Raw genomic sequence first — 26,342 nt, forward strand, 5'->3', positions numbered from 1 at the left:
GCCGTGGCGGCCGCCGGCTGGTTCCAAACTGATCGATGGAAGCAATGCCCCGGCTGGTCCGGGGCATTTTCGTTTGCGGCAGGGGATCGGCATTCGGGCCGGTGCTGAATCCCGCGCGCAGGCACCTGATTCGCGAACGCGCATCGGCCGGCTTCCATGGCGCCGATCGGCCGGGATGCCTGAGATTGCTTCCCTACCGCCCCTGCCGCAGGGCGTTCAGCACGGCGATGGAGGCGTAGCCGTCCGCCGGATTGATGCCAACCTTCTGCTGGAAGGCACGCACCGCCCGCATGGTGTCGGCGCCCACGCGGCCGTCGGCGCCGCCGGTGTCGAAGCCGGCCGCCGTCAGGCGCTGCTGCACCTCCTGCAGTTCCGCCAAAGTCAGCGCCCGCTCGCCGCCGGGCCAGGAGGCCACGAACGGTCCCTCGCCCATGATTCGGTCGCCCAGATGCACCACGGCGAGGGCGTAGTTGGACGAGGGGTTGTAGGAACGCACCGCATAGAAATTGTGGAGCAGCAGCAGCGCCGGCCCGCCGACGCCGCCCGGCAGCCACAGGCGCGCGGGCTCGTCATAGCCGGAGAGCGACTGGCCCTCCACCGTCACCACCCCCAGCTCGCCCCATTGGGCGAGGGGGCGACGGGTCTTGTTGTCGGCAAGGTCGGTGTTGAAGCCGGCCGGCAGCTTCGATTCGAAGCCCCAGGGCTCGCCGCGACGGTATTTGCCGCGCTGGACCAGATAATTGGCGGTGCCGGCGAGGGCATCGTCTGGCTTGCCGAAGGGCGAGATGCGGCCGTCACCGTCGAAGTCCACCCCCATGTTGAGCCAGACCTCGGGCATCCACTGGGTGTGGCCCATGGCGCCGGCCCATGATCCCCTCATCTCCTGCGGCGTGCCCCAGCCGCGCTCGACGATGACGAGGGCGTTGAGCAGCTCCGCTTCCCAGTATTTGCGCCGGCGCGCATCGCCCCAGGCTAGTGCGGCGAGGGAGGGAAAGATGGGGGTCATGTGCTTGGGATTGTCGAGCACGTCGCCGAAGGCGCTCTCCATGCCCCAATAGCCGAGCATGACCCGGCGATCGACGCCGAACGCCTTCTCGATCCGCTCGAACAGGCCGGCATACTGGCGGGCGCGCTGCTTGCCGGTGGAGATGCGCCAGTCGGAGACGCGGCGGTTGAGATACTGCCAGCTCTGCTCGGTGAACTCGGCCTGGTTGCGGTCCTGCGCATAGACGCCGGTGTCCGGCTTCAGGCCGTTGAAGACGCGGTTGTAGGTGGCATCCGAGACGCCGCGCGCGCGGGCCCTGGCGCGGAAGGTTTCCACCCAGCGCGGGAAGGGCTGCGCCGACTGCTGGGCAAGTGCGGGGGCCGCTGCGAGCAGTCCGGCGCCGGCCAGGGAGCCTGCAAAAGACCCTGCGAGTCCGAGGGAAAAGGCGCGGCGGTTCAGGGCGAGGGGCATTCGGTCTCCAGGCGGGAAATCAGCTGGCGCCGCGCGCCGGCCCGGATGGGTCCAGCACCTGCGGCGGGGCCACGGGACGGCCGACGATGGCGCCGATCCGCACCGCCTCCAGCGGCCGCAGGGTCGAGACCAGCCGCACCGGCGACGGATCGTCCTGCGCCGCCGGTGCGGCGGTCCCGATGAGCTGGGTGACGCGCCGGGCGATGGCCGGGGCGGGATCGATCCAAGTCACCGGCCACGGCGCAAGGCGGGTCAGCCGGTCGAGAATGAGCGGATAATGGGTGCAGGCGAGCACCACCGTGTCGGTGCGCCGGCCGCCGGCATTGACGAAGCAGGGCGCGATCTCGGCCGCGATGTCGGCATCGTCGACCGGATCGCCGGCCATGGCAGCTTCGGCAAGGCCCGCTAGCCTGTCGCTGGGCACCAGCGCCACGTCGCAGCCGGAGGCGAATTCCCGCACCAGCGCGGCGGTATAATCGCGCCGCACCGTGCCGGGGGTGGCGAGCACGCTCACGCGCCTGGTGCGCGAGGCGAGGCAGGCGGGCTTGATGGCCGGCACCGTGCCGATGAAGGGGAGGGTGGGGTGCCCCGCGCGCAGCGACGGCAGGGCCAGGGTGGACGCGGTGTTGCAGGCAATGACAACGAGGTCGGGCCTCACCTCGCCGATCAGGCGGTCCATGACATGGCCGACGCGGGCGACCAGCGTCTCATCCGAGAGGGCGCCATAGGGGAAGGCGGCATCGTCGGCGGCATAGACGAAGTGCGCGTCGGGCCGTACCCGGGCCACCTCGCGGAACACGGAGAGGCCCCCCAGGCCCGAATCGAACACCAATATGGTGGGCGCGCGATCCGCCAGCTCCGAGGCCAGCACGCGGGGAAGCGGAGCAAGGGAGGTCACGTCGGGGCTCTCGGCGGCAGGTGAGACGATGGGCAAACGCTTATCCTCAACGGCGCAGGCGAGATTGTGACGCAGCGCCCGTAAAGGAAGGATGAGCGTGCCGCCGGAGCGGGAAACATCCGGGTTCGGTCTTTGGGAGCCGAAGGGGGCGGCGGGCAGGTTCGGGCTGCCTGTTCACCGCTGCTTCACCGCTGCGACTGGGCGCGGCTGGAACCCTCTCCCACTTGCTGAGGAGGGCAGGGTGGGGGAACAGGCGGTTTTCACCGGTGCCGCCGGTGCCCTTTGGCGCAGGCTTTACCCCCTCCCCCGCACGCGGGAGAGGAAGAGACATGCGGGAGAGGGTGTCCTCGTTTCAAGCCGTGCTCCCCACCTACCCAGCAGATGGGCTCGGCGGGGGTGAGTTCCCTGTCGTCGCCGGTCACGGCTGCCGCCGTCCGCCTGAGGCATCCGCCAGGGCTGCATCTCAGCCCCGCGAGACGGGCGTGAGCAGGCCTGCCAGGGCGCCGATGGCGGTGGAGGCGAGGCCCACGAGGCCATCGGGGATGACCACGCGAAGGTCTTTCGCATCGCCGTGCATGTAAATCGTGTAGGCCGCGATTCCGGCAATGGAGCTGACCGCCAGAACGACGCTGACGCCCAGCGTCTTGACCACGATCTTGTAGACGCTGCCGTCGATGGTGACCCCAGTCCGGTCGGCAACGCGTTTTTCCTCAGCGTCGGACCGCAGCACGGCATCGGCCGCCAGGGTCTTGATCTGCTGGGGATTGTCTTTGAGTTGCTGCACGGCTTCCGGGTCGGTGGCGAGCTTGTCCGTGAGCGCGTTGGCGAGGACGTTGGCCGAGCGCAGTGGTGATTGTTCCATGGTTATGCCCCCATAAGTTGTACAAAAATATAATGCACCACTGTGTTGGGCCGGCAAGCTCCATGTTCGCGCGCCATGTTTCCGCCGCGCTACCCGGCGCCGCGCCTTTCTGCTAAAGCGCTCGCCTGCCCAATATGACGAGCACCCGCACATGATCCCGCGTTACAGCCGGCCGGAAATGGCCGCCATCTGGTCCCCCGAAGCCCGCTTCCGCATCTGGTTCGAGATCGAGGCCCATGCCGCCGACGCCATGGCGGACCTCGGCATCGTGCCGAAGGAGGCCGCGGCCAAGATCTGGGAGCTGGGCGGAAAGGCCGAGTTCAACGTGGAACGCATCGACGCCATCGAGCGGGACGTGAAGCACGATGTCATCGCCTTCCTCACCCATCTCGCCGAGTTCGTGGGGCCGGAAGCCCGCTTCGTGCACCAGGGCATGACCTCGTCCGACGTGCTGGATACCTGCTTCGCGGTACAGCTGGCCCGCGCCAGCGACCTGCTCATCGCCGACGTGGACGCGCTGCTGAAGGTGCTGGAGCGCCGGGCGTTCGAGTTCAAGCTGACCCCCACGGTGGGCCGCTCCCACGGCATCCATGCCGAGCCCACCACCTTCGGCGTGAAGCTGGCCATCGCCGCCGCCGAGTTCCAGCGCGCCCGCGCCCGGCTGGTGGCCGCCCGCGCCGAGGTCGCCACCTGCGCCATCTCCGGGGCGGTGGGCACTTTCGCCCATATCGATCCGGCGGTGGAAGCCCATGTGGCGCAAAAGCTCGGGCTCACCGTGGAGACGGTCTCCACCCAGGTGATCCCGCGCGATCGGCACGCCATGTTCTTCGCGGTGCTGGGCGTGGTGGCGTCTTCCGTGGAGCGGCTCGCCATCGAGGTGCGCCATCTCCAGCGCACCGAGGTGCTGGAGGCGGAGGAGTATTTCTCCCCCGAGCAGAAGGGCTCCTCGGCCATGCCCCACAAGCGCAACCCGGTGCTCACTGAGAACCTCACCGGCCTTGCCCGCATGGTGCGCGCCTATGCCCTGCCGGCCATGGAGAACGTGGCCCTGTGGCACGAGCGGGACATCTCCCACTCCTCCGTGGAGCGCATGATTGGCCCCGACGCCACGGTGACGCTGGACTTCGCCCTGGCGCGCCTCACCGGCGTCATGGACAAGCTGGTGGTCCACACCGACAACATGCAGAAGAACATGGACAAGCTGGGCGGCCTCATCCACTCCCAGCGGGTGCTGCTGGCGCTGACCCAGAAGGGGGCGAGCCGCGAGGACAGCTACCGCCTGGTCCAGCGCAACGCCATGCGGGTGTGGCGCGGGGAGGGCGACTTCCGCACCTTCCTCCTCGCCGACGATGACGTGCGTAAGTATCTCTCGGAAGACGACATCAACGAGAAGTTCGATCTCGGCTACCACCTGAAGAACGTGGACACCATCTTCACGCGGGTGTTCGGCCGGGCCTGACAAAGTCCCGAACCGCCGTCATGGCCGGGCTTGTCCCGGCCATCCACGCCCTGCGGCCGGGAGCGACTTCAGGACGGTGCGCAGGCGGCGCCGCGTGGATGCCCGGTACAAGGCCGGGCATGACGTTACGACAAGCCCTCAGTCGTTTCTGGCCTCGCAGAAACGCTCCCCCTCAGATCGCCTTCAGCGGCTTTTCCAATACGGCGAGGACGCGCGGCAGCTCGTGGCCGCGCTTCAGGATGTGGCCGGTCTGGGAGATCACCGCATACATGCCCTGGCGCCGGGCGAGGCGCGGGTCCTTCTCGATGCGGTAGAGAGGCATGTCCATGGCGCGGCGGAAGATGGCGAACACCGCCTTGTCGCGCGTGAAGTCGATGGCGTAGTCGCGCCATTCGCCCTGCGCCACCATGCGCCCGTAAAGGTCGAGGATGCGGTCGAGTTCCCGCCGGTCGAAGGTGATCTTCAACGGGGCGGGGGATGAGGCCGCGGGCTGGACCGGAACGGCGCCGCGGCGCGACAGGATTATGGGTTCAGCGTCTCCCATCGGGCCTCCTCTGTCGCGGCCTCACCCGGGATGCCCGATCCGCCGGGGCGCTCTCCACAAGATGCGCCAATGGCGGGCGGGATGGTGCAGGCCCTTGTCCTGAACCATGATCGCCCCCGGCGGGGCGCCTTTCAAGGCCAATTGGTAGCCGGCTGTCGCATTTGCGAAAGCGGTATGTTGGTGCCGATCACGGCAACGTCAATGAAATCACAGTCTCGCCGAAATTCGGTCAATCGCGCGCCGCGGGCCGGCGGGATCTTCAATCGCGTAGCAGGGCCGGTTCGCGAGGCGCTCCGGCTATCCCAGCCCCCCAGCCCCCCGGGGTGTGCGTGAACCGGCCACTGCTACGCACCGACATCATTAGACCCCCAATAGGCCGCCTTCCGGGCGGCCTTCTTTTTTGCGCGCGCGTCTGGTTCGGGCGCCTGCGGGATTGCGTGGACGTGATGGCGAAGGCCACGGCCGCCGCCGACGCGAGCGACGCATGGCGGAGCGGCTGCACCGGCCGCCCACGCGGGGGCCGAAGACCGCAGTCTCCGGCGTGCCGCGCCGGCGTGCGGGCAAAGGGGGTCGGGGATCAGTTGCCGAGCGGCAGGAAGGCGGCGCCGATGATGGGGCCGGGCATGTTCGGGCTGCCGGTCTGCACCAGCACCGCCACGGAATCCACGCCGTCCCGGCTGACATCCTTGAGCGCCACGCGATAGCGCCGGGCATCGCCCTGCCAGATGGCGACACGGGTCCAGCCGCGCACCACGTTGGAATAGGTCACGTTGCGCCCGCCGTTCTCGCCGCGGCCGATGGCCACCGTCTGGCTGCGCGTGACCGGGCACAGCCACAGGTCCGCGCCCTCGGCGGCGGCCTTGCTCTCGGGCAAGGTGATCTCGATGGCATCGCCGTCCCGCGTCACCGACACCGGCACCGTGAGCCCGCCATTGCTACGCGCGGCGAACAGGGCGCGCTGCAGCGCGGCGCGGTCACTGCCCTTGGCGGACAGGGTGCCGTCCACCACCACCTGCGGCGTGAAGATCTTCCGGTCCGGGCGCTGGTCGGCATAGGCCTTCTGGCGCAGGGAATGGCCGTGCAGCGCCAGCGTGTCCTTCCAGCCCACATAGTCCCAATAGTCCACCGCCAGCGTGAGGGCGAGCACCTGCGGGTCCTTGGCGATCTCGGTGAGGAGGGCGTCGGCGGGGGGGCAGGAGGCGCAGCCCTGGCTGGTGAACAGCTCCACCACGGTCTTCGGCTGGCTCTGCCCCAGGGCCGGGCTGGCGGCGAGGGCGAGCAGAAGCGCGAGGGTGGTGCGAGCGAAGGTCATGATGGGCAATAGGAGCTTTCGGCAAGGGGGACGGCTTCGGGAATAACTGAGGCGGGGGACCGGCACCAGTCACAATGGGGTGTCACGGCGGGCTGGAGAAAACGTCCTGGAAACGTCCCGCAAGGGCAGCAAAAAGCGACACGTGCGCGGGGCCCGCAATCTGCACCCCGCATGAAAAGGCCGGCCCGGAGGAAACCGGGCCGGCCGTTGTTCGTCAGCAGCGCGAGCCGGCGCCGATCACGCCGCGAGCGAGCGCAGCACGTAGGGCAGGATGCCGCCGTTGCGGAAGTAGTCGAGCTCGTCCAGCGTATCGATACGGCAGATGAGGTCCACGTTCTTCACCGAGCCGTCGGCGAACTTGATCTCGGCGGTCAGGGTCTGGCGGGGCTTGAGGTCGCCCTCGATGCCCTTGAGGGTGACGATCTCGTCGCCCTTGATGCCCAGCGTCTGCCAGCTCTCGCCGTCCTTGAACACCAGCGGCACGATGCCCATGCCCACCAGGTTCGAGCGATGGATGCGCTCGAAGGACTGGGCCACCACGGCGCGCACGCCGAGCAGCTTGGTGCCCTTCGCCGCCCAGTCGCGGGACGAGCCGGTGCCGTATTCCTTGCCGGCGAACACCACCAGCGGCACGCCCTCGGAGCGGTACAGCATGGCCGCGTCGTAGATGGGCAGGTTGGCGCCGTCCGGATAATGGATGGTCACGCCGCCTTCCACGCCCGGCACCATCTGGTTCTTGATGCGGATGTTGGCAAAGGTGCCGCGCATCATCACTTCATGGTTGCCGCGGCGGGTGCCGTACTGGTTGAAGTCCACCGGGCGCACCTGATGCTCGATCAGGTACTGGCCCGCCGGGGACGCCTGCTTGATGGAGCCGGCCGGCGAGATGTGGTCGGTGGTGATGGAGTCGAGGAACAGGCCCATGATCCGGGCATCGATGATGTCGGTGACCGGAACCGGATCCTTCGTCATGCCGACGAAGTAGGGCGGGTTCTGCACATAGGTGGAGGCATCCTGCCAGGCATAGGTCTGGCCGGTGGGAATGGCGATCTTCTGCCAGTTCTCGTCGCCCTTGAAGACGTCGGAATACTTTTCCTTGAACATCTTCTTGGTGACGTTCTCGCGGATATACTGGGCCACTTCCTTGTTGGAAGGCCAGATGTCCTTGAGATAGACGGGCTTGCCGTCCTTGTCGGTGCCGAGCGGCTCGGTGGTGAGGTCGATCTGCAGGGAGCCGGCCAGCGCGTAGGCCACCACCAGCGGCGGGGAGGCGAGATAGTTCGCCTTCACGTCCGGGTTCACGCGGCCCTCGAAGTTGCGGTTGCCGGAGATGACGGCGCCGGCCACGAGGTCGTTCTTGTTGATGGCCTCGGAGATGGCTTCCGGGAGCGGGCCGGAATTGCCGATGCAGGTGGTGCAGCCGAAGCCCACCAGGTTGAAGCCGATCTCGTCCAGATATTCCTGGAGGCCGGCGGCCTTGAGATAGCCTTCCACCACCTGGGATCCGGGCGCCAGGGAGGTCTTCACCCACGGCTTGGACTTCAGGCCCTTCTTCACCGCGGCCTTGGCGAGCAGGCCGGCGGCGATGAGCACCGAGGGATTGGAGGTGTTGGTACAGGAGGTGATGGCGGCGATCACCACGTCGCCATGGCCGACGCTGTAGTCGGTGCCGGCGACGGCGACGCGCTTGGCGGCCTCACCGGGCTTCTTGAACTCGCCTTCCAGGGCGGTGAGGAAGCCGGCCTTGCTCTCGGAGAGCAGCACGCGGTCCTGCGGGCGCTTGGGGCCGGCCATGGACGGCAGCACGGTGTCGAGGTCGAGTTCCAGCGTGTCGGTGAAGACCGGGTCGGGCGTGTCCTTCTTGCGCCACATGCCCTGGGCCTTGGAATACTTTTCCACCAGCTCCACGCGGCTGTCCTTGCGGCCGGTCTCGTCGAGATAGTCGATGGTCTCGCGGTCCACCGGGAAGAAGCCGCAGGTGGCGCCGTATTCCGGGGCCATGTTGGCGATGGTGGCGCGGTCGGCGAGGGACAGGTGCTCCAGGCCCGAGCCGTAGAACTCCACGAACTTGCCCACCACGCCCTTCTTGCGCAGCATCTGGGTGACGGTGAGCACGAGGTCGGTGGCGGTGATGCCTTCCTTCAGCTTGCCGGAAAGCTTGAAGCCGATCACCTCGGGGATGAGCATGGAGATGGGCTGGCCGAGCATGGCCGCCTCGGCCTCGATGCCGCCCACGCCCCAGCCCAGCACGCCCAGGCCGTTGACCATGGTGGTGTGCGAGTCGGTGCCCACCAGGGTGTCGGGATAGGCGACGGTGACCGTCTTGCCGTCCAGCTCTTCCTTGCGGGTCCACACGGTCTGCGCCAGGTATTCAAGGTTCACCTGGTGGCAGATGCCGGTGCCCGGGGGCACGACGCGGAAATTGTCGAACGCGCTCTGGCCCCACTTCAGGAAGCGGTAGCGCTCCTGGTTCTGCTTGTATTCCTCGTCAACGTTCTTCTTCAGCGCGCTGTCGCTGCCGAAGAAGTTCACGATCACCGAGTGATCGATGACGAGGTCCACGGGGACCAGCGGGTTGATCTTGGCCGGATCGCCGCCGAGCGCCACCATGGCGTCGCGCATGGCGGCAAGATCCACCACCGCGGGGACGCCGGTGAAGTCCTGCATCAGCACGCGCGCGGGGCGGTAGGCGATTTCCTTTTCCGCCTTGCCGCGGTTGTTCAGCCAGTCGGCGACGGAGATCACGTCGTCCTTCGTGACGGACCGGCCGTCCTCGAAGCGCAGCATGTTCTCCAGAAGAACCTTCATGGAGAACGGCAGGGCGGACACGCCTGTGAGCCCGTTCTTCTCCGCCAGCTCAAGGCTGTAATAGACGTATTCCTTGTCGTCTACCGTCAAGGTTGTACGGGACTTGAAGCTGTCGAGAGAAGTCACGTGCGATAACTCCGGTTCGATGATCGACCGAGGTAGCGTCGCCGAAGACGGGGAAGCAGGCTTTCCCATCTTGGACGGCGCGGTTCGGGGGCTTTATAGAGCCATTTCAAAGCGCGGTCATGCGATAACAGCATTCAATGTGCAATGCACCATAAGCAGGGGGCGCGGGGCAATGGCGGTGTCGGCTCTGGTGGGTGAAAAGCTGGCCTGCCGCAGGGGGTTCAAGCTGCTGTTCGAGCATCTGGACGTGACCGCGCGCTCCGGCCGGGCGCTGCTGGTGGTTGGGCCCAACGGAGCCGGCAAGTCGTCCCTGCTGCGCATCCTTTCCGGCCTGCTCGGGGCGACGGAGGGGAAGGTGCGCCTCGACGGGCCGAGCCTTGAGGCCGCCGACTCGGGGGTGGGCGAGCACATCCACTATCTCGGCCACGAGGATGCGGTGAAGGGCGCGCTCACCGTGCGGGCCAACCTCGCCTTCTGGCGCACCGTGCTCGGGCCTACCGGCCTTCCGGTGGAGGACGCGCTGGAGGAGGTGGGCCTCGGCGGCCTCGGCGGCCTGCGGGCGCAGGTGCTCTCCGCCGGGCAGAAGCGGCGGCTCGCCATCGCCCGGCTGCTGGTGTCGCGGCGGCCGGTCTGGGTGCTGGACGAGCCGACCACGGCGCTCGACGTGAAAGCGCAGGCGCGCTTTGCCGCCTTCGGCCGGGGCCATCTGGCGGAAGGCGGTATCCTGATCGCCGCCACCCACGCCCCGCTCGACCTTGGCGACGTGGACGAACTCAGGCTGGGGGGCGTTAGCTGATGCGCAGCGTGGATGTGGAACTGCTGCGTGGGGTTGGCGGGCGGCGGCTTCGGGATGCCCTGCGGCTTTTCCCTTCCAACTTTCGGCGCCCGCCCCCTCCCAACCCTCCCCCGCAAGCGGGAGAGGGCTTCGACCGTGCGCGTGCCGGACACGGTGTTCGAATTTGCCCCGTCCTGCCCCCTCTCCCGCTTGCGGGGGAGGGCTGGGGAGGGGGCAACGGCGGAGGGGTGGGAGGGCGGCGCACCGCCTCCCTCTTCAGGAACCTGCGCCCATGATGGCCGCCTTTTTCGCCATCGTGCGGCGTGATCTGGCTCTGTCCCTCGGCTCCGGAGGCGGGGCGGGGCTCGGGGTGGTGTTCTTCCTCAGCGTGGTCACGGTGATGCCGTTCGCGGTGGGGCCGGATCTGGTGCTGCTGGCCCGCATCGGCCCGGCCATCCTTTGGATCGGGGCGCTGCTGGCGAGCCTCATCGGTCTGGAGCGCCTGTTCGCCGCCGATGCCGAGGACGGCTCGCTGGATGCTCTCACCTTGTCCGCCCTGCCGCTGGAGCTGGCGGCGGCGGCCAAGGGCCTCGCCCACTGGCTCGCCACCGGCCTGCCGCTGGTGCTCGCCGCCCCGGTGCTGGCGCTGATGCTGAATCTCGAGCCCGCAGCCATCGGCGCGGTGGTGCTGACCCTGCTGGTGGGCACCCCCGCGGTCACCTTCCTCGGGCTGATCGGCGCGGCGTTTGCCGGCGCGTTCCGGCGGGGCGGGCTTTTGATCGCCGTGCTGGTGATTCCCCTCGCCATCCCCGTGCTGATTTTTGCCGTGTCGGCCACACAGGCGGCGGTGGTGGGGCCGGTGCCGTTCGGCACGCCGTTCCGCGTGCTGCTGGGCCTCGCCCTGTTCGCGCTGGTGCTGGGGCCGGTGGCCGCCGCCGCCGCGCTCAGGGCGGCGCGGGCGTGAGACCTATTCCGCCGCCGTGCTGAGGGAGGACAGCTCGGCCTCCAGCGCCGCCATTTGCTGGCGAGTGGCCTCGGTGGCGTCGTGCTCGATGGTGCGATAGGCCGCCACCACCGCATGGCCGAGCGGGGTCAGCTGGGTGCCGCCGCCCTGCTTGCCGCCGGTGCGGGGCGTCACCACCGGCCCGGTGAAGAGGCCGTTCATCTCCTCCACCAGCTCCCAGGCGCGGCGATAGGACATGTCCATGGCGCGCCCGGCGGCGGAAATGGAGCCGAGCGCCTCGATCTTCTCCAGAAGCTCGATCTTGCCGGGGCCGATGCGCTTGGGCCCGAGGTCGATTCTCACGCTGAGCGAGGCCATGAACAAACCTGAAGCGGAGCCGCCCTTTTGCAGGCGGCGCGGGGCAATGGCCCAAGTCTAGCAGGCGCGCCGGATGCTGTCGCGCGGGGCGCACAGACAGTTTGGCCCCGGGCACGGGGTGCGTGTCCGGGGCCTCCGTTCGACATGCCACGAGAGAGGGGGATGGGGAGCCAGGAAGAAAAAACGGGCCGCCACCGGGAGGCCGGCGGCCCGGAGAGATCAGTTGAACCGTGTGGCCTTCGCCGCCTGCGCCTCCTGCACGCGGGGCAGGGCCGCCTCGGCCGCCACCAGCGATTTCAGCTGCGGCCCGGCGAGGGCGAAGGACACCTCGAAGCCATCGGGCGTCGCAAGGGTGAGGATCAGGGTCTGCGGGTCGGAGGCCTGCTCGATGCGCACCCTATGGGCGGGATAGACGAGGCGCAGGCTGTCGTCCTTGTGCCGGGCGCGCAGCACCTCGGTCATCATCTTGGGCAGGGTCATCACCATGGCCTTGAGGCAATCGGACGGCAGGTTGAGGGCCGTCGCCGACCCGTCCGGCCGGCTGAAGCTCATGCGGATGCGGCTGCCGTCCACCGCCACGTCGAAGGCGAGGAGATCCTCGCCCATGATGTCGTCCCGCTCCATGAAGGGGCCTCCCGCCGCGGTGCCTGCGTGTAAGCTATATTCATTTAGATATAGCGTAAGTCAAGCGGGCGGTGCTGTCATGCGGACTTACTTGCGTTTGCGCCGGTCGGTGGTGGCGTCCAGCAGGATGCCGCGGGTGAGGGCGCCGCGGCCGAATCGGGCACGCAGCTCGTCCATGGCGCTTTCCGTCGCCTTCAGGCGTTCCGTGCTGGTGTCCACGAGGTCCGCCGGGTCGGCGTCGGCGATGGGGCAGAGGTCCGAGACCCCTACGCCGATGAGGCGGAACAAGGAGCCGTCCACCTCCTTCGCCAGCAGCTCCCGCGCCGCCCCGTTGATGCGCGCCACAAGGCAGGTGGGCGCCTCCAGCGTGCGCGAGCGGGTGCGCAGGCGGAAATCGGCGCTCTTCAGCTTCAAGGTCACGGCGCGGCCGGCGATGCCCGCATGCTTCAGGCGGTCGCTGACCTCTTCCGAGAGGGCGTAGAGGGTCTGTTCCAGCGGGCGCAGGGCACCCACGTCGCGCTCGAAGGTGGTTTCCGCCGAGACGCTTTTGGCCTCCCGCTCCGGCTCCACCGCGCGGGTGTCGAGGCCGAAGGCGAGGCGCGACAGGCGCAGCCCTTCCGCACCGTAGCGCCGGGCAAGGTCGGCGGGGGCGGCGCGCTGCAGGTCGGCGATGGTGTGGAAGCCGTCCTTCGCCAGCTTGCCCCCGAATGCTGCCCCCACGCCCCAGATGAAGGTGACGGGGCGCGGCGCGAGGAAGCCCGCCGCCTCCGCCTGCCCGAGCACGCTGAAGCCCCGCGGCTTGTCGAGGTCGGAGGCGATCTTGGCGAGGAACTTGTTGGCCGCGAGCCCCACCGAGACGGTGATTCCCACCTCCCGCTCCACCGCCCGCGCGAAGCGGGCCAGGGTGCGGGCGGGGCTGGCGCCGTGCAGCGCCTGGGTGCCCGAAAGGTCGAGGAAGGCCTCGTCGATGGACAGCGGCTCCACCAGCGGCGTGAGCTGCTGCATCATGGCCCGCACCTGCCGGCCCACGGTGCGGTATTTCTCCATGTTCGGCTTCACCACCACCGCCTCGGGGCAGAGCGCCAGCGCCTTGAACATGGGCATGGCCGAGCGCACGCCCTTGATGCGGGCGATGTAGCAGGCGGTGGAGACCACCCCGCGCTTGCCGCCGCCGATGATGAGCGGCACGTCGGCAAGGCTGGGGTCGTCGCGCTTTTCCACGGCGGCGAAGAAGGCGTCGCAATCCACATGGGCGACGCTGAGGGTGTCCAGCTCGCGATGGCGCAGGAGGCGTGGGCTGCCGCAGGCCGGGCAGCGGTCGCCGGCAAGGCCACCTGTCTGGGGCGCATCGGACAGGCAGTCGCGGCAGAAGCCGGGGGCATTCATGACGGCTGTCCCGGGCGCGCGATGCGCGACTCTCTTGCTGTAGAGCGACCGCAGGTCGCCCTACATGGGCCGGCGCACGACGGCATCGGGGTCCGCCTGGGGCGCGAGGATTTCCAGCGCGCCCACCACGTGCCGGGGATCGAGCCCCTTCTCGGCGGCGAAGGCCACCAGCATGGCCTCGTCGGAAATGACGAAGGCCAGCACTCCGGCGCCGAAGCCGCGCTTTGCCGCCGCGTCGCGCAAGGTGGCCGGGGAGAGGCCGGTCTCGGCGAGGAATCGCACCAGCCGCTCGCCGTCGGCGGCGATGAAGGCGAGGGCGGAGGTCGCCACCTCCTGCGCCGCATCGCGCTGCGCCTTGAGGCCTCTTGGTTTGTCCTGAATGGGCATTTGCGCTTCCGCAAGGAATGAGGTCTAGGTGTCTCCCCATTCCAGCACGTTCCGCGCGGGCTGCGAAGGGTGGACGGCGCAGGGCGGGTCCGGGGGATGGGGATGGCCAAGACGGTAATGATCGTGGAGGACAACGAGCTCAACATGAAGCTCTTCCACGATCTGCTCGAAGCCCACGGCTACCGCACGGTGGAGACGCGCTCGGGGGTCGAGGCCGTGGAACTGGCCCGCGCCCACCGGCCCGACCTCATCATCATGGACATCCAGCTGCCGGAGATTTCCGGCCTCGACGTGACCCGTAAGCTGAAGGCCGACCCGGAGCTGAGAGCTATTCCCGTGGTGGCGGTGACCGCCTTCGCCATGAAGGGCGACGAGGAGCGAATCCGCGCCGGAGGCTGCGAGGCCTATCTCTCCAAGCCCATCTCGGTGGCGAAATTCCTCCAGACCGTGCGCCAGTTCGCCGGCGGCTGAAGCCGGAAAATGGTGAGCCGGCGGCCCACCGATTCGGCGGCTTTCGCTTTTGTCGCGATGTGCTAGTCTTCGGTCTTCGGCGAGATACAGGCGGGAATGTCACGGTCGAACACGGCCGCTCAGATGGTGTTGTGCCAGCATGGCACCGCCATTCCCGCCATCAGGACAACCCTGCGGAGTGCTCAGGTCCGCCGCATCTCCTGGGTCCGTGGGGTTTGGCCGGTGGGTGAGCATGCGGGAGGCCTCCCCGCTTCCTCCCCACCGGCCAGCCTATCTTCAACTTCCGTCCGGAACTGCCCCGTCCTGTCATGAGCCTCGTTCACAACGAGCAGACCAAGCTCACCGCAAATGCGCTCGATCGCGCGTCCACCGCCTGCCTGACCGTTGGCGTACTCGGACCCAGCGCGGCTGCTCTCTATGGGCTCGGGGGCAATGCCGCGGCAGGGCACTGGATTGTGCTCGGGGCTGTGCTTTGGCTGGTGGCGGCCAGCCTGCTACACTCCATGGCGAGAAGAACTCTCAGGAGGCTTCGATGACCGGGCTCTGGATCTTCGCCTATGTGGTGTTGCCCGTCGTGGTGGTCGCCATGGGGTATGCCGCCATGCGCCTGAACGAGCACGAAACGCACGGCTTCCATCCCGGCGAATGAACCGCTCCGACGCGGCGAATAGCTGACCGGCCGGGAATCACCCGGGAACATGGGCGCCTTGCGGCGTGGCCTCCGCGCCAAAAGAAAAGGGCGCCTTGCGGCGCCCTGGTCGGTCAGATGAAGTCCATCGCGATGTGCGATCAGGCCCGGCGGCGCGAATGGGCGCCGCCAAGGACCAAAGAATCAATCACTTGATCTTGGTCTCGCGGAATTCCACGTGCTTGCGCACCACCGGGTCGTACTTCTTGAGCACGATCTTGTCGGTCTTGGTGCGGGAGTTCTTCTTGGTCACATAGAACACGCCCGTGTCCGCGCTGGACAGGAGCTTGATCTTGATGGTTGCAGCCTTGGCCATGTCTTGATCCCTGGGTGCCGCATGCGGCGCGCGACCGTCTGGTTTGCGAAAACCGTGAGGTTGCGAAAAGAAAAACGGACGCGCTGCCGGTCCCGGCGGCTCGTGGGGGCGGAAACTCTCCCACGACGCCCGAAATGTCAAGGCCGGGGCGGGAAGCCCGCTCCCGGAACGGCAATCACCGCCCGCCGTCAGCGCGCGCGCAGGGCGAGCCGGCTGGCCACCACCGCCGCATACATGGCGAGCATGCCGCAGATGACGAAGGCGAAGCCGTAGGGGTTGTAGAGCCGCATGCCCAGCCCCGCCACCGGCGGGCCGATGATGAGGCCCACCGAGTACAGCATCACGAAGGCCGCATTGGCCGCCGCGAGGTCCGCGCCGTGGTAGCGCTCGCCCAGATGCGCGAGTCCCACCGTGTAGAGCGAGCCCACGATGCCGGTGGCGAGGAAGATCATGGCCAGGAACAGCGGGCTGGAGACTGCCACGAACGGCAGGGTCAGCGCGCCCGCCGAACCCACCAGCGCGCAGACGAGGAGCAGGATGCGCCGGTCCACCTTGTCGCTGACGAGGCCGATGGGGATCTGGAAGGCCACGTTGCCCAGCACCGCCGCCGTCAGCAGCAGCGAGGCGCTGGTCTCGCTGAGGCCGAGGCGCAGGCCGTAGAGCGGGAGGAAGGTCATCACCGCCGTCTCGATGGCGCCGAACACCAGAGCGGCCAGCACCGCCGAGGGCGAGTGGCGCACGAAGGTGAGCACGCCGTGATGGTCGTCGTTATGGATGCGCGGGGTGATTCCCCGCGCCAGCAGGATGGGAATGGCGCCAAGGCACAGCACTGCCGCCCCCGCGAGGTAGGGCGCCCAGCCCGAGGCGCCAAGCACGCTTAGGATCGCCGGCCCCAGCGCCGCCCCCATGGACAGGGCGGTGGCGTAGACGCCCATGATCAGCCCGCGCCGGTTGGGCGGCGCCAGGGCATTGATCCAGAACTCGCTCACCGCGAACAGGATGCACAGGGCCGCGCCGAAGGTGAAGCGCAGCGGAAACCACATGAGGAAGGAGGGCGCCGCCTTGAAGCCCACGAGGCTGGCGGCTGCGAGCGCGATGGCGCCCACCAGCAGCGCCCGCAGCCCCACCTTGCGCACCAGCATCGGCACGAAGGGGGCGGTGATAATGGTCGCCACCCCGGCCACCGCCGTGTTCACGCCGATCCAGGTGCTGGAGATGCCGCGCACCTCCAGTTCCAGCGCCAGCAGCGGAATGGAGAGGCTGATGCCGACGCCGACGACGGTGATGGCGGAAATGGCGGCAGCGATGGAGGCCGTGCGGCTCATATGGCCCAGCGGCCGGTCGGGTGCATGCATAAGATAAGGATCAATCAAGCAGGGTGCGGACGAACTGCCCACGGTGCATGGCATAGAAGGGCACCGGCAGGCGCGGGCTCGATCCGGCCTCGATGCGCTGGGCCACTTCCTCCAGCACCACGCGGGTGACGGTGGGCAGCTCCTGCGCGGCGGTTTCCGCAAAGGTGAGCCAGGCGAGTTCCACCAGCTCTGAGTCGTCGCCCACCAGTCCCTTCACCTCGTCGCACACGGCGCGGGCGTCGGCGGCGAAGAAGCGGGTGTCGAAGCGCTTGGGCCGGCGCGGCGGGGTGATGGCGCGCGCCACATAGGTGAGGGCGCCGAGATCGGGAAACACCCCGCGCTCCTCGAACACGCGCCAGTCGTCGCTGGGGGCCTCAGGGGCGCCGAGGTCCCTGGTGCCCACCAAAAGGCCGGTCTCCTCGTACATCTCGCGGATGGCGGCGGCGGCAAGGCCCCGGGCGCGGGTGAGGGTGGGGCGCTGCACTTTGGTCATCAAGCGCCGCTCGCTGTCGGCGTCGAGCACGCCGTAGACCGGCATGGTCCGGTCGGCCTTCTCCAGCCGTCCGCCGGGAAAGACGAAGACGCCAGGCAGGAATTTCAGCTTGGGATGGCGCCGGCCCATGAGCACGCGGGGCTTCTTGCCCTTGTGGTCGATGAGGATGAGGGTGGCGGCGTCGCGCGGGCGGACGTTGGGCCAGTCCTGGCGGCGCTCGGCCTGGGTCAGCCGCGTGGCGAAGTCGGTCATGGCGCGTCAGTGCTCATCGGGCATTCTTTTGGGGCGTTCTTTTGGGGCGTTCTTCCGGAGTGTCAATGTGCCGAGCCTCAGCGGACGGGGCGGACGGCGCGCACCACGGGCACCACCCCGTCGGGCGGGCCTTCCCGCTCTGGGCTCTGGGGATCGAAGCCGTGCATGCGCAGGGCCCATTGCAGGTTCACCAGCATGCCCTTCAGCGGCGGCAGCAGGGTGAGGCACAGCGCCAGCGTCAAGGGCAGCCACAGCACGAGATGCACCCACACTTCGGGACGGTACACCTCCTCCACCAGCACCATCAGCGGCACCACGATGTGGCCCACCAGCAGGATGGTGGCATAGGGCGGGGCATCGTCCGCGCGGTGGTGGTACAGCTCCTCGTCGCAGTCCGGGCAGTAGGGCGAGACCTTGAGATAGCTGGAGAACAGGCGCCCGGCACCGCAGGCGGGGCACAGGCCGCGCGCGCCGCGCAGCAGCGCCTCTGGAACGGCGCGGGGACGGGCAGGAGGGGGGGCATTGGGCCGGACAGGGGGGTCCTGCGGCGCACGGTCCCGCGCATCGCCGGGCTCGGAGCCGGCGAGCGTGTTCGTCACCGTCATGGTCGCAGGCGTGTCCACCGTCGAACCCCCTTCAGGTCGCGATTTACGGGCGCGACCGCCCTGTTCCCCGTGGTCCCTTGCCCTGCGGGCCCTTACCCGGATGGCCACTGCCGGCATGGCGTCCGGCCGGACCCTGCCGGGCGCCCGCCTTTGGGGCACCGCCCGGAGAGCCACCCTTCGGTCCGCCGCCCCGCCGGAGCGGGCCGGGACGCCCGCGCGGCCCCTTTACATAGGAGCCTTCGGTCAGAAGCTCAAACCGCAGCGCGCCGGCCACCGGTGCCGCTTCCACCAGCTTCACCTCCACCCGGTCGCCGATGCGGTGCATTTCGCCGGTCCGGTCGCCCACCAGGGCCTGCCGGGTTTCGTCGTAGCGGTAATAATCCTGCCCCAGCGTCGAGGCGGGAATGAAGCCGTCCGCGCCGGTGACATCGAGCGCGACGAAGAGTCCCGCCTTGGTGGCCCCGGTGATGCGGGCGTTGAAGGTGGCGCCGATCTGGTCGGCGAGGTGATGGGCGATGAGCCGGTCCACCGTCTCCCGCTCGGCCGCCATGGCGCGGCGCTCGGTGACGGAGATGGCGGCCGCCACCTCGCCCAGCGTTGCGGTGGTGGCGTCCTGCGGCAGGCCGTCCGAGCCGAAATCCATGGCGCGCACCAGGCCGCGATGCACCACGAGATCCGCATAGCGGCGGATCGGCGAGGTGAAATGGGCATAGCGGCGCAGGTTCAGGCCGAAATGCCCGTAATTCTCCGAGGCATATTCCGCCTGGCTCTGGCTGCGCAGGATCACCTGGTTGACCAGGGGAGCCGCGTCCGTGTCCTTCACCTGCGCCAGGATACGGTTGAAGTGGGACGGCCGCACCTGGTCGATCTTGGCCAGGGCGATGTCCAGCGTCTTCAGGAACTCGCGCAGGTTGGAGAGCTTCTCCAGCGAGGGGCCGTCATGGACGCGGTAGACGAGGGGGGTCTTCTTCTCCTCCAGCGTCTCGGCGGCGGCCACGTTGGCGAGGATCATGAATTCCTCGATGAGCCGGTGGGCGTCGAGCCGCTCGGGCACCACCACGCGGTCCACCGTGCCGTCTTCCTTCAGCACGATCTTGCGCTCGGGCAAGTCGAGGTCGAGGGGCTGGCGGGCGTCGCGGGCTTTCTTCACGCAGTCATAGGCGGCGTAGAGCGGCTTCAGCACGCCGTTCAGCAGCGGGTCGGTGATGTCGTCGGTGCGGCCCTCGATGGCGTTCTGGGCCTGGGCATAGGCGAGCTTGCCGGCCGAGCGCATGAGGATGCGGTGGAACGTGTGGTGGCGCTTCCTCCCGTCCGCGCCGATCACCATGCGCACCGCCAGCGCCGGGCGGTCCTCCCTGGGGCGCAGGGAGCACAGATCGTTGGAGATGCGCTCCGGCAGCATGGGCACCACGCGGTCGGGGAAATACACCGAATTGCCGCGGATCAGCGCCTCGCGGTCCAGCGGCGAGCCGGGGCGCACATAGGCCGACACGTCGGCGATGGCCACGGTGACGACGAAGCCACCTTCATTGGCCGCATCGTCGTCGGCCACGGCGTGGACGGCGTCGTCATGGTCCTTGGCGTCGGGCGGGTCGATGGTGACAAGCGGCACGTCGCGCCAGTCCTCGCGGCCGCGCGGGGTGACGGGCTTCGCCGCCTCGGCCTCCTTCAGCACCGCCTCGGGGAAGACGTGGGGGATGGCATGGGCGTGCAGCGCGATCAGGCTCACCGCCTTCTCGGAGCTCAGCGAACCCAGCTTCTCCTTCACCCGCGCGGTGGGCAGGCCGAACACGCGCTGCCGCATCAGCTCCACGGTGACGAGGTCGCCGTCCTTGGCCTCGTGCTCGGCGCCGGGGGGCACCTGAAGCTCGCGGCCGAGCTGCTTCTTGTCGATGGGGATGATGCGCCCGCCGCCTTCCCCGCCGGGGGCGGCGCGGAAGATGCCGATGGTCTGCTTGCGCGCCTTCTCCAGCACCTTGATGACGCGACCCACGTGGGGAACGCCATGCTCGATGGAGCCTTCCACGATGCGCAGCAGCACCCGGTCGGCAAGGCCGGGGGCGGGGCCGACCGCGCGGCGCGGCACCTGGACGAGGATGGGCGGGGCATCGCCCTGGGTCTCGGTGTCCCATTCCACCGGCACTGCGATCAGCTCGCCGTCGGCGTCGCGGGAGACGATGTCGGCCAGCACCACGCCGGGCAGGGCGCCGGGCACGTGCAGGCGGCGCCGGCTGCGCTCCACGGTGCCGGTCTCGGAGAGGTCGCGCAGCAGGCTTTTCAGCTCGATCTTCTGTGCCGCGTTGAGGCCGAAGGCGCGGGCGATCTCGCGCTTGCCCACCTCGCCGCTCTGGGTGGCGATGAAGGCCAGCACCTGCTCTTTCGTGGGCATCTCGCCGGTGGCGTGGCGGGCGACCACCAAGGCCTCCACCCGAGCATGCTCGGCGGCCGCCTGCTTGCGCGTGGCGCGGGATTTACCCGCGCGCGCCTTGGGCGGGCGGGTGGCGGAAGGGGAAGATGGGGGCTTGGTGGGGCGCTTGGGCAACGGGTCCGTCCGGTTTCCCGCGACGCTACCCGGAACCGGCGCCGTGGGCTAGAGCACGCGGCGCCGACCGGCCCCGCGTGCTGGTCTTGCAGCATCCCTCATGCGCGGCGCGGGACTGGGCTTTCGGCCGATGAGGCAGGCTCACCGCCAGCCCATCACTGCCCCACTGCCGCTTTGTAGACGAAGCCGCGCTTGTCGCCGGATGACACCTCGCACCAGGACTTGCAGGAATAGAGGGTTACCTTGGTGCCCTCGTCCAGCGTGGTTATTGCGGAGGCGGAGCGCTTCGGCCCGGAACGCAGCGTGACGGCGGAGCGGATGCGGACGGTGCGGCCGTCGTCATCGGCAGCGGCCTTGCCAGCCTCCGCCGAGGCCAGCGCGACGGCGCGGGGCTTGGCCTTGGGAAGCGGCGCTCCCGCCGCCGGTGCGGAATCGGCAACGGTCTGGGTGGCGGCCTCGGGCAGGATGGCGTCGTCGCCCGCTTCGTCGCCGCTGACCGGTTCAAGGAAGGCGGGACGGGCGAAATCGGCGGCGGTGGGGGCCGGTTCCGCCGGTGCCGAGGCGGGATTTGTGGCGGGATTTGCAGCAGGGCTTGCTGCCGCCACCTGGAGCGCGTTGGCGCGCTCCGGCTGGGCCGGCGCGGCCGCGGGGGCGCCGAGGATGGAGGCGACCTTGGTGGACATCTGCGCGTGCCCGCCATCGGCGGTCTTGAGAACCGGGGTCTGCTGCGGGCGGGTGTCGCTCGCGGTCTTCGCAGCGGGGGCCGTCGCCGCCGTGGCTTTCGCGGCCGCGCCATCGGGGGCAGGGCGGTCGGGACCCATGGCGTGGTAGGCGACCACGCCCCCCATGCCGAGGATCAGGACCGAAGCGGAAAGGGCGAGGGCACGCCAGAGCACAAGCCCGTCCCGCGCCTTGCGGCGGGGTGGGCGAGCGCGGGTGCTTGAACCGATGCGGGGGCGGGCCGTGTCCCGCCGGTCATTGGGAACGTCGAAGCCGCCCTCCGAACCATAGTCCCGGAAGGTGTCTTCCATACCGCCTGAGCGGCGCTGGGCGCGTCCAAGGCCAGCCATATATATACCTCCTGCCAAGCCGTCTGCGCCGGAAGAGGCAGAGGCTCGAGGATCCATTTCTTTGGGCCTATCGACCGCGCGAGGAGCCGGATGCTTTCAGGGGGATCGCCTTGCGATGCCACCTTGAGACGCAACCCGTCCTGTTCCAAACCGCTGGCGCGCGGACCGTGGCCTTCTTCCTCCCTCGTTCCGGCAAGACCGCCCGAAAAGGCGGCTCCTGAAAAGATGCCCCTGCAACGGTAACATCTGAACAACAGGGCCTGCAAACCATACCGCCTGCTGGGCTCGGCGGAGCGTGGCGACAAAATGCGGCCGATATGTGCCCGTGCGGTAGCCGGGGAAAACACTTAGGGATCGCTTGGAAATTCGCCCCGAGGAGCGCCTGCAGGGATGGCCGGAAGGTAGCGAGGCCCCGCGACCCATGTCGGCGCCTATCCTGCAATACGGAGGCGCGGCGGACTGCTAAGCTCGGCCACCCTTAGAGCATTTTCGAGCGAAATGGATACCGGTTCGCGTGAAGAAAATGCGTCAAAACAATAGTCTAGAGCGATTGCCGTGAGCCGGGGCGAACGGAAAATGCTCTAGGGAGCGCCAGCCATGTTCGACCCGACGACTTTGACCGGCATCCATACCTATATCAGCCTCTTCGCCATCGCCGCCGGCATCGCGGTGGTGGCGGCCCTGGTCCGGGGCCGCGACAGGCCCACCACGGCGGCCACCTTCCTGGCCCTCGCCTTCCTCACCAGCGCCACGGGATTCCTGTTTTCCTTCAATGGGGTACTGCCTTCCCACGTGGTCGGCGCGGTGGCCATCCTCGTGCTCCTGCCCGCGATTTTCGCGCGCTACGGCGCCGGCCTTTCCGGCCGCTGGCACGGTATCTATGCGGCCACGGCGGTGGCGAGCCTCTATTTCCTGGTGTTCGTGGCGGTTGCCCAGGCCTTTGCCAAAGTGCCCGCGCTCCAGGCCGTGGCACCCACCCAGGGCGCGCCGGCCTTCGCCGTGACCCAAGGGGTGGTGCTGATCGCCTTCATCGGCCTCGGCTTCGCCTCCGTGCGAGCGCGGCCGGCGGTGTGACCCGGCCTTACTTGCCGGGCACGCGCCACCAGGTCTCGGGCAGGGTGCCGTAGAGCGAGGCACGCTGGGGCCGCTCGATCCGTGTCCAGCGGGCGAGCCACTGGCCCGGCGTGTGGAACAGCGGCACCCCATAGGCGCCGGACACCAGCACCCGGTCGAGGGCGCGGGCGGCGGACACATACTCATCCTCGTCGCGGGCCGCCAGCAAAGCGGCGATGGCGGCATCGATGGCGGGGGACTTGGCACCCATATAGTTGCGCGAGCCCGGCGTGTCGGCGGCGGCGGAGCCGAAATAGAAGGCCTGCTCGTTGCCGGGGGAGAGCGACTGGCTCCAGGCATAGGGCATCATGTCGAACTCATAGGCACCCCGCCGGGAATCGAACTGCACGGCATCCACATACCGTACCAACGCCGCGATGCCCGCCCGTTTGAGCTGGCTCTGGTAGGCGAGGGCGAGGCGCTCCTGCTCGCGGGCGGCCACCATGATCTCGAAGGCGAAGGGCCGTCCGGTCTCCCGGTTCACCAGCGCCCCCTGCCGCAGCATCCACCCCGCCTTGTCGAGAAGCTGGAGTGCGGACTTCAGCCGCTCCCGGTCGCGACCGGAGCCGTCGGAGACCGGCGGGCGGAAGGTGCCGGCCAGCACGTCCGGCACCACGGCATCAGGGTAGGGGTCGAGCAGCGCCCGCTCGCGGGCGTCGGCTGGCACGCCCGAACTTGAAAGCACCGAACCTTCGAAGAAGCTCGCCGTGCGCCGGTAGAGGCCGTGGTAGAAATTCTTGTCCAGCCACTCGAAATCGAACAGCTCGATGAGCGCCTGGCGGACGCGGCGATCGGCGAACAACGGGCGGCGCGTGTTGAAGACGAAAGCCGAGTAAGGCTTTGGCGTTCCAGTAGGTATCAGTTCCTTGACCACATCGCCGGAGCGCGCGGCGGGAAAGTCGTACCCGGTCTCCCAGCGGCCGGGGTCGGTCTCGAAGCGGGCATCGATGAGCCCCTTCTTGAAGGCCTCGAACTCGGTGTTGGCGTCCCTGAAGTAGAAGAAGCGGATCCTGTCGAAGTTATAGAGACCTCGGTTGAACGGAACGGTGCGTCCCCAATAGTCCGGGTTGCGCTCCAGCGTCACAGACGCCCCCGCATCCACCGCCCCGACCCGGTAGGGACCGGAGCCGGTGAGGGGGGTGAGGGTAGTCTCCTCGAAGCGGTCGCGGTCGATGCTGGCCTGCTTGAACACGGGCATGAGGCCCATGATGAGAGGCAGCTCGGGGTCCGGCTCGGCGAAGGTGAAGCGGACCGTGTGGGCATCAGGCGCCTCGGCCTTGGCGATTTTTCCGTAATAAAGACGGTGGTTTGGCCGGCCCATGTCGCGCATGAGCGCGAACGAGAACAGCACGTCGTCGGCGGTGACGGGGGTGCCGTCGGAGAAGCGGGCGGCGGGGTTGAGGGCGAAGGCGACGAAGCTGCGCTCCGCATCGGTGGTCACGCTCTGCGCCAGCAGCGGGTAGAGCGTGAACGGCTCGTCGAGGGAGCGCGCCATCAGGCTCTCGGTCACGTAATTGCGCATGACGAGAGGCGCAGAACCCTTGACGATGAAGGGGTTGAGGCTGTCGAAGGTGCCTAGCAGCGATAGGTCCAGGTGCCCACCCTTGGGCGCTTGCGGGTCGGCATAGGGCAGGGCGGCGAAGGTCGCCGGCAGGTCCGGGTTGCCACGCATGGCGATGGCCGCCGCCCGGTCCAGCGCCTGGGCGGATGCCTGTGCCGGCGCGCCAAGGAGCAGGGCGGCAAGGAGCCATGGCCTGGCGCCTCTCCCCATCCCCGGCCATCGCGAACGCTGGCTGAAACCGCTCCCCATGACGCCTTCCCAGCTTGCCGCCGCCTGCCGCCCGCCAGCATGCACGCCGGCCGGTTCACGAATCGTATGGATCGCCTTGTATCCTTGCGGTACCGCCGCGGCACATTTGACTGTTCAAACCAGCCTGTCGGCCGTTTGTTGGCCTTATTCCTCGGCAAGGTAGCATACGCTGTCCCGACGCCAGGAGCGGGTGTGGGCGTGCGCGTTCCCCGTGCGGTTGCCCCGAGCGGCTTTGGCCCGTCACCTTCTCGCCTCAATTGGGCTGGAGAGAGCCGGTGTCCGAGAGAGGGGGGTGCGGCGCCCCGGCCTCAGCGCGTGCGCGGCCGGAGCCCCGGCGGCTCAGACCACAAGAAAGGCCACGATGACCATGACCAAATTCAACGCGCGGCTCACGGCCGGGGTTGCCGCCACGCTGCTCGCTGTGGCGTTCGCCGGCCCGGCCTTTTCCCAGACCCCGCCGGCCCAGCCCGCGCCTGCGGCCAAGCCAGCCCCCAAGCCCGCAGCTCCCGCTGCCAAGCCCGCAGCTCCCGCCGCCCAGGCGCCCGCCGCCGCGCCCCAGCAGGGCCAGGCTGCCCCCGGCCAGCCCCAGGGCGAAGCAGATGTGAAGTTCTCCGCCTCCCCGTGGCAGAAGATCTGCCAGGAGATCCCGGAGCGGAAGAAGCAGGTTTGCGTGCTCACCCAGGTGCTCGGCGTCGAGAATCAGGCCATCGCCAAGCTCGACATCGTCGAAATGCAGGACGAGCCCAAGAAGCGCATCAACGTCTCTGTGCCCCTCGGTATGCGCCTCCAGCCCGGCCTGCGCATCACCCTCGACAAGGATCCGGTGAACGTCCCGTTCGTGCTGTGCCAGCCCATCCAGGGCGGCGGCGCCACCTGCATCGGCGACCTCGAGGTTGACGGCAGCTTCATCGCCAAGTTCCGCAAGGCCAATGCCGTGTACCTGCAGATGGTGAACGGTACCGGCCGCACCCTCAGCCTGCCCATCTCCAATGCCGATTTCGGCAAGGCCTACGACGGCCCTGGCATGGACGCCAAGGTGGCCATGGAGCAGGAGCGCAAGCGCATGGAAGAGGCCCGCACCGCGGCCCAGCAGCAGGAAGAGCAGGGCAAGGCCGCTCTCCTGAAGAAGGGCCAGGAGCTCGAGCGCGCCAAGGCGCAGGGCGCCCAGTGAACCTGACGTGAATGCTGGGCGGCGCGCCGCCCTGCCAGCGTTCAACAAAAAGGGCCGGCATGAAGATGCCGGCCCTTTTTCGTGTCTGCGGACCTGTGTGGTCTGTGCCGGTCGCGGGACAGGCCTTCAGTTGATGAGGTCGCGCCGCACCCGCCAGCCGCCGGCGCCGTCGTCCGTCAGGGCTTCGTTCACCTTGGGGTGGCGCACCGGCTCCTCGGAGAAATCCCGCTCCAGGTTCTGCTCGGAGACGTAGGCCACATACTCGCTGTCCGCGTTCTCGGCGAGCAGGTGGTAGAAGGGCTGGTCCTTGTGGGGGCGGATCTCCTCGGGGATGGAGAGCCACCATTCCTCGGTGTTGTCGAACACCGGGTCCACGTCGAAGACGACGCCGCGGAACGGGAAGTGCTTGTGCCGCACCACCTCTCCGATGCGGAACTTCGCCTCGCGCATGGTGGACTGGAAATCCGCCGCCGCGCCCGAGAGCGACAAGGTGGCTGC

24 protein-coding genes are annotated in these 26,342 nt (G+C 68.6%); 6 read left to right on the plus strand and 18 right to left on the minus strand.

Translation table 11 applies throughout. The annotated features are described in order from the left end of the window. Positions 1 to 193: 193 nt before the first annotated feature. The 3 genes from FZ033_RS18335 to FZ033_RS18345 form a co-directional block, all read right to left on the minus strand. The gene (locus FZ033_RS18335; RefSeq protein WP_149577522.1) at positions 194 to 1,456 is read right to left on the minus strand and encodes a lytic murein transglycosylase; all 1,263 of its coding nucleotides are present in this window, start codon (positions 1,454 to 1,456) and stop codon (positions 194 to 196) included. Positions 1,457 to 1,475: 19 nt separating this feature from the next. Beyond that, the gene (gene murI / locus FZ033_RS18340; protein ID WP_188079579.1) at positions 1,476 to 2,354 is read right to left on the minus strand and encodes a glutamate racemase; all 879 of its coding nucleotides are present in this window, start codon (positions 2,352 to 2,354) and stop codon (positions 1,476 to 1,478) included. Positions 2,355 to 2,817: 463 nt separating this feature from the next. Next, the gene (locus FZ033_RS18345) at positions 2,818 to 3,216 is read right to left on the minus strand and encodes a hypothetical protein (protein ID WP_149577524.1); all 399 of its coding nucleotides are present in this window, start codon (positions 3,214 to 3,216) and stop codon (positions 2,818 to 2,820) included. A 151-nt stretch (positions 3,217 to 3,367) separates the two neighbouring features. Between FZ033_RS18345 and purB the strand changes: the two genes are divergently transcribed. After that, the gene (gene purB, locus FZ033_RS18350) at positions 3,368 to 4,675 is read left to right on the plus strand and encodes an adenylosuccinate lyase (RefSeq protein ID WP_149577525.1); all 1,308 of its coding nucleotides are present in this window, start codon (positions 3,368 to 3,370) and stop codon (positions 4,673 to 4,675) included. A gap of 172 nt (positions 4,676 to 4,847) precedes the next feature. Here purB and FZ033_RS18355 read toward each other — a convergent pair whose 3' ends face one another. The 3 genes from FZ033_RS18355 to acnA form a co-directional block, all read right to left on the minus strand. Beyond that, positions 4,848 to 5,219 carry a DUF2794 domain-containing protein gene (locus FZ033_RS18355; RefSeq protein WP_188079573.1) on the minus strand — a complete coding sequence of 124 codons (372 nt, stop codon included), beginning with the start codon at positions 5,217 to 5,219 and terminating at the stop codon, positions 4,848 to 4,850. A 577-nt stretch (positions 5,220 to 5,796) separates the two neighbouring features. Beyond that, positions 5,797 to 6,531, minus strand: a complete 735-nt coding sequence (locus FZ033_RS18360; protein WP_149577526.1) for a DUF1223 domain-containing protein — start codon at positions 6,529 to 6,531, stop codon at positions 5,797 to 5,799. Positions 6,532 to 6,768: 237 nt separating this feature from the next. After that, complete coding sequence (gene acnA / locus FZ033_RS18365; RefSeq protein ID WP_149577527.1) at positions 6,769 to 9,465, minus strand: aconitate hydratase AcnA; 2,697 nt, start codon at positions 9,463 to 9,465, stop codon at positions 6,769 to 6,771. A gap of 172 nt (positions 9,466 to 9,637) precedes the next feature. Between acnA and ccmA the strand changes: the two genes are divergently transcribed. Next, a complete protein-coding gene (gene ccmA, locus FZ033_RS18370) occupies positions 9,638 to 10,261 on the plus strand; it encodes a heme ABC exporter ATP-binding protein CcmA (RefSeq protein ID WP_149577528.1) in 624 nt (207 codons plus the stop codon). 274 nt (positions 10,262 to 10,535) lie between these two features. Continuing rightward, entirely contained in the window at positions 10,536 to 11,204 is a 669-nt protein-coding gene (gene ccmB, locus FZ033_RS18375; RefSeq protein ID WP_188079580.1) for a heme exporter protein CcmB, read from the plus strand. A gap of 3 nt (positions 11,205 to 11,207) precedes the next feature. On the opposite strand, the gene FZ033_RS18380 is transcribed toward ccmB, so the two are convergent. From FZ033_RS18380 to FZ033_RS18395, 4 genes are all read right to left on the minus strand, one after another. Next, positions 11,208 to 11,561, minus strand: a complete 354-nt coding sequence (locus FZ033_RS18380) for a winged helix-turn-helix domain-containing protein (protein WP_149577530.1) — start codon at positions 11,559 to 11,561, stop codon at positions 11,208 to 11,210. Positions 11,562 to 11,780: 219 nt separating this feature from the next. Beyond that, entirely contained in the window at positions 11,781 to 12,185 is a 405-nt protein-coding gene (locus FZ033_RS18385; RefSeq protein WP_149577531.1) for a hypothetical protein, read from the minus strand. Between the two features lie 87 nt (positions 12,186 to 12,272). Then, the gene (locus FZ033_RS18390) at positions 12,273 to 13,571 is read right to left on the minus strand and encodes a DNA polymerase IV (protein WP_149577532.1); all 1,299 of its coding nucleotides are present in this window, start codon (positions 13,569 to 13,571) and stop codon (positions 12,273 to 12,275) included. A 60-nt stretch (positions 13,572 to 13,631) separates the two neighbouring features. Beyond that, complete coding sequence (locus FZ033_RS18395; protein ID WP_149577533.1) at positions 13,632 to 13,958, minus strand: DUF3572 domain-containing protein; 327 nt, start codon at positions 13,956 to 13,958, stop codon at positions 13,632 to 13,634. 102 nt (positions 13,959 to 14,060) lie between these two features. On the opposite strand from FZ033_RS18395, the gene FZ033_RS18400 reads away from it, so the two are divergent. After that, on the plus strand, positions 14,061 to 14,429 hold the full coding sequence (locus tag FZ033_RS18400) for a response regulator (protein WP_149577534.1): 369 nt from the start codon (positions 14,061 to 14,063) through the stop codon (positions 14,427 to 14,429). Between the two features lie 836 nt (positions 14,430 to 15,265). Here the strand turns inward: FZ033_RS18400 and rpmG are convergent. From rpmG to FZ033_RS18435, 6 genes are all read right to left on the minus strand, one after another. Continuing rightward, entirely contained in the window at positions 15,266 to 15,433 is a 168-nt protein-coding gene (rpmG, locus tag FZ033_RS18410; protein WP_012115832.1) for a 50S ribosomal protein L33, read from the minus strand. 188 nt (positions 15,434 to 15,621) lie between these two features. Beyond that, on the minus strand, positions 15,622 to 16,788 hold the full coding sequence (locus tag FZ033_RS18415) for an MFS transporter (protein WP_149577536.1): 1,167 nt from the start codon (positions 16,786 to 16,788) through the stop codon (positions 15,622 to 15,624). 10 nt (positions 16,789 to 16,798) lie between these two features. After that, positions 16,799 to 17,533, minus strand: a complete 735-nt coding sequence (locus FZ033_RS18420) for an NUDIX hydrolase (protein ID WP_149577537.1) — start codon at positions 17,531 to 17,533, stop codon at positions 16,799 to 16,801. Between the two features lie 77 nt (positions 17,534 to 17,610). Next, positions 17,611 to 18,156 (minus strand): DUF983 domain-containing protein, encoded by a 546-nt coding sequence (locus tag FZ033_RS18425; protein ID WP_232847557.1) that lies wholly within the window; start codon positions 18,154 to 18,156, stop codon positions 17,611 to 17,613. 25 nt (positions 18,157 to 18,181) lie between these two features. After that, on the minus strand, positions 18,182 to 20,527 hold the full coding sequence (gene rnr / locus FZ033_RS18430) for a ribonuclease R (protein ID WP_149577682.1): 2,346 nt from the start codon (positions 20,525 to 20,527) through the stop codon (positions 18,182 to 18,184). 308 nt (positions 20,528 to 20,835) lie between these two features. After that, entirely contained in the window at positions 20,836 to 21,750 is a 915-nt protein-coding gene (locus FZ033_RS18435; protein ID WP_188079574.1) for an SH3 domain-containing protein, read from the minus strand. A 597-nt stretch (positions 21,751 to 22,347) separates the two neighbouring features. On the opposite strand from FZ033_RS18435, the gene FZ033_RS18440 reads away from it, so the two are divergent. After that, positions 22,348 to 22,824 carry a hypothetical protein gene (locus tag FZ033_RS18440; RefSeq protein ID WP_149577539.1) on the plus strand — a complete coding sequence of 159 codons (477 nt, stop codon included), beginning with the start codon at positions 22,348 to 22,350 and terminating at the stop codon, positions 22,822 to 22,824. Between the two features lie 7 nt (positions 22,825 to 22,831). On the opposite strand, the gene FZ033_RS18445 is transcribed toward FZ033_RS18440, so the two are convergent. Continuing rightward, the gene (locus tag FZ033_RS18445) at positions 22,832 to 24,634 is read right to left on the minus strand and encodes an extracellular solute-binding protein (protein WP_232847558.1); all 1,803 of its coding nucleotides are present in this window, start codon (positions 24,632 to 24,634) and stop codon (positions 22,832 to 22,834) included. Between the two features lie 400 nt (positions 24,635 to 25,034). Between FZ033_RS18445 and FZ033_RS18455 the strand changes: the two genes are divergently transcribed. Beyond that, entirely contained in the window at positions 25,035 to 25,844 is an 810-nt protein-coding gene (locus FZ033_RS18455; protein ID WP_188079575.1) for an invasion associated locus B family protein, read from the plus strand. Positions 25,845 to 25,970: 126 nt separating this feature from the next. On the opposite strand, the gene hspQ is transcribed toward FZ033_RS18455, so the two are convergent. Continuing rightward, on the minus strand, positions 25,971 to 26,294 hold the full coding sequence (gene hspQ, locus FZ033_RS18460) for a heat shock protein HspQ (RefSeq protein ID WP_149577683.1): 324 nt from the start codon (positions 26,292 to 26,294) through the stop codon (positions 25,971 to 25,973). Positions 26,295 to 26,342 lie beyond the last annotated feature (48 nt).

The organism is Xanthobacter oligotrophicus (assembly GCF_008364685.1).
GTDB lineage: Bacteria > Pseudomonadota > Alphaproteobacteria > Rhizobiales > Xanthobacteraceae > Xanthobacter > Xanthobacter oligotrophicus.

Coding starts and splice junctions, on each gene's coding strand:
- FZ033_RS18335 (WP_149577522.1), bottom strand. CDS start 1,456: ATGCCCCTCGCCCTGAACCGCCGCGCCTTTTCCCTCGGACTCGCAGGG.
- FZ033_RS18345 (WP_149577524.1), bottom strand. CDS start 3,216: ATGGAACAATCACCACTGCGCTCGGCCAACGTCCTCGCCAACGCGCTC.
- purB (WP_149577525.1), top strand. CDS start 3,368: ATGATCCCGCGTTACAGCCGGCCGGAAATGGCCGCCATCTGGTCCCCC.
- FZ033_RS18355 (WP_188079573.1), bottom strand. CDS start 5,219: ATGGGAGACGCTGAACCCATAATCCTGTCGCGCCGCGGCGCCGTTCCG.
- FZ033_RS18360 (WP_149577526.1), bottom strand. CDS start 6,531: ATGACCTTCGCTCGCACCACCCTCGCGCTTCTGCTCGCCCTCGCCGCC.
- ccmA (WP_149577528.1), top strand. CDS start 9,638: ATGGCGGTGTCGGCTCTGGTGGGTGAAAAGCTGGCCTGCCGCAGGGGG.
- ccmB (WP_188079580.1), top strand. CDS start 10,536: ATGGCCGCCTTTTTCGCCATCGTGCGGCGTGATCTGGCTCTGTCCCTC.
- FZ033_RS18380 (WP_149577530.1), bottom strand. CDS start 11,561: ATGGCCTCGCTCAGCGTGAGAATCGACCTCGGGCCCAAGCGCATCGGC.
- FZ033_RS18385 (WP_149577531.1), bottom strand. CDS start 12,185: ATGGAGCGGGACGACATCATGGGCGAGGATCTCCTCGCCTTCGACGTG.
- FZ033_RS18390 (WP_149577532.1), bottom strand. CDS start 13,571: ATGAATGCCCCCGGCTTCTGCCGCGACTGCCTGTCCGATGCGCCCCAG.
- FZ033_RS18395 (WP_149577533.1), bottom strand. CDS start 13,958: ATGCCCATTCAGGACAAACCAAGAGGCCTCAAGGCGCAGCGCGATGCG.
- FZ033_RS18400 (WP_149577534.1), top strand. CDS start 14,061: ATGGCCAAGACGGTAATGATCGTGGAGGACAACGAGCTCAACATGAAG.
- rpmG (WP_012115832.1), bottom strand. CDS start 15,433: ATGGCCAAGGCTGCAACCATCAAGATCAAGCTCCTGTCCAGCGCGGAC.
- FZ033_RS18415 (WP_149577536.1), bottom strand. CDS start 16,788: ATGCATGCACCCGACCGGCCGCTGGGCCATATGAGCCGCACGGCCTCC.
- FZ033_RS18420 (WP_149577537.1), bottom strand. CDS start 17,533: ATGACCGACTTCGCCACGCGGCTGACCCAGGCCGAGCGCCGCCAGGAC.
- rnr (WP_149577682.1), bottom strand. CDS start 20,527: ATGCCCACGAAAGAGCAGGTGCTGGCCTTCATCGCCACCCAGAGCGGC.
- FZ033_RS18435 (WP_188079574.1), bottom strand. CDS start 21,750: ATGGCTGGCCTTGGACGCGCCCAGCGCCGCTCAGGCGGTATGGAAGAC.
- FZ033_RS18440 (WP_149577539.1), top strand. CDS start 22,348: ATGTTCGACCCGACGACTTTGACCGGCATCCATACCTATATCAGCCTC.
- FZ033_RS18445 (WP_232847558.1), bottom strand. CDS start 24,634: ATGGGGAGAGGCGCCAGGCCATGGCTCCTTGCCGCCCTGCTCCTTGGC.
- FZ033_RS18455 (WP_188079575.1), top strand. CDS start 25,035: ATGACCATGACCAAATTCAACGCGCGGCTCACGGCCGGGGTTGCCGCC.
- hspQ (WP_149577683.1), bottom strand. CDS start 26,294: ATGCGCGAGGCGAAGTTCCGCATCGGAGAGGTGGTGCGGCACAAGCAC.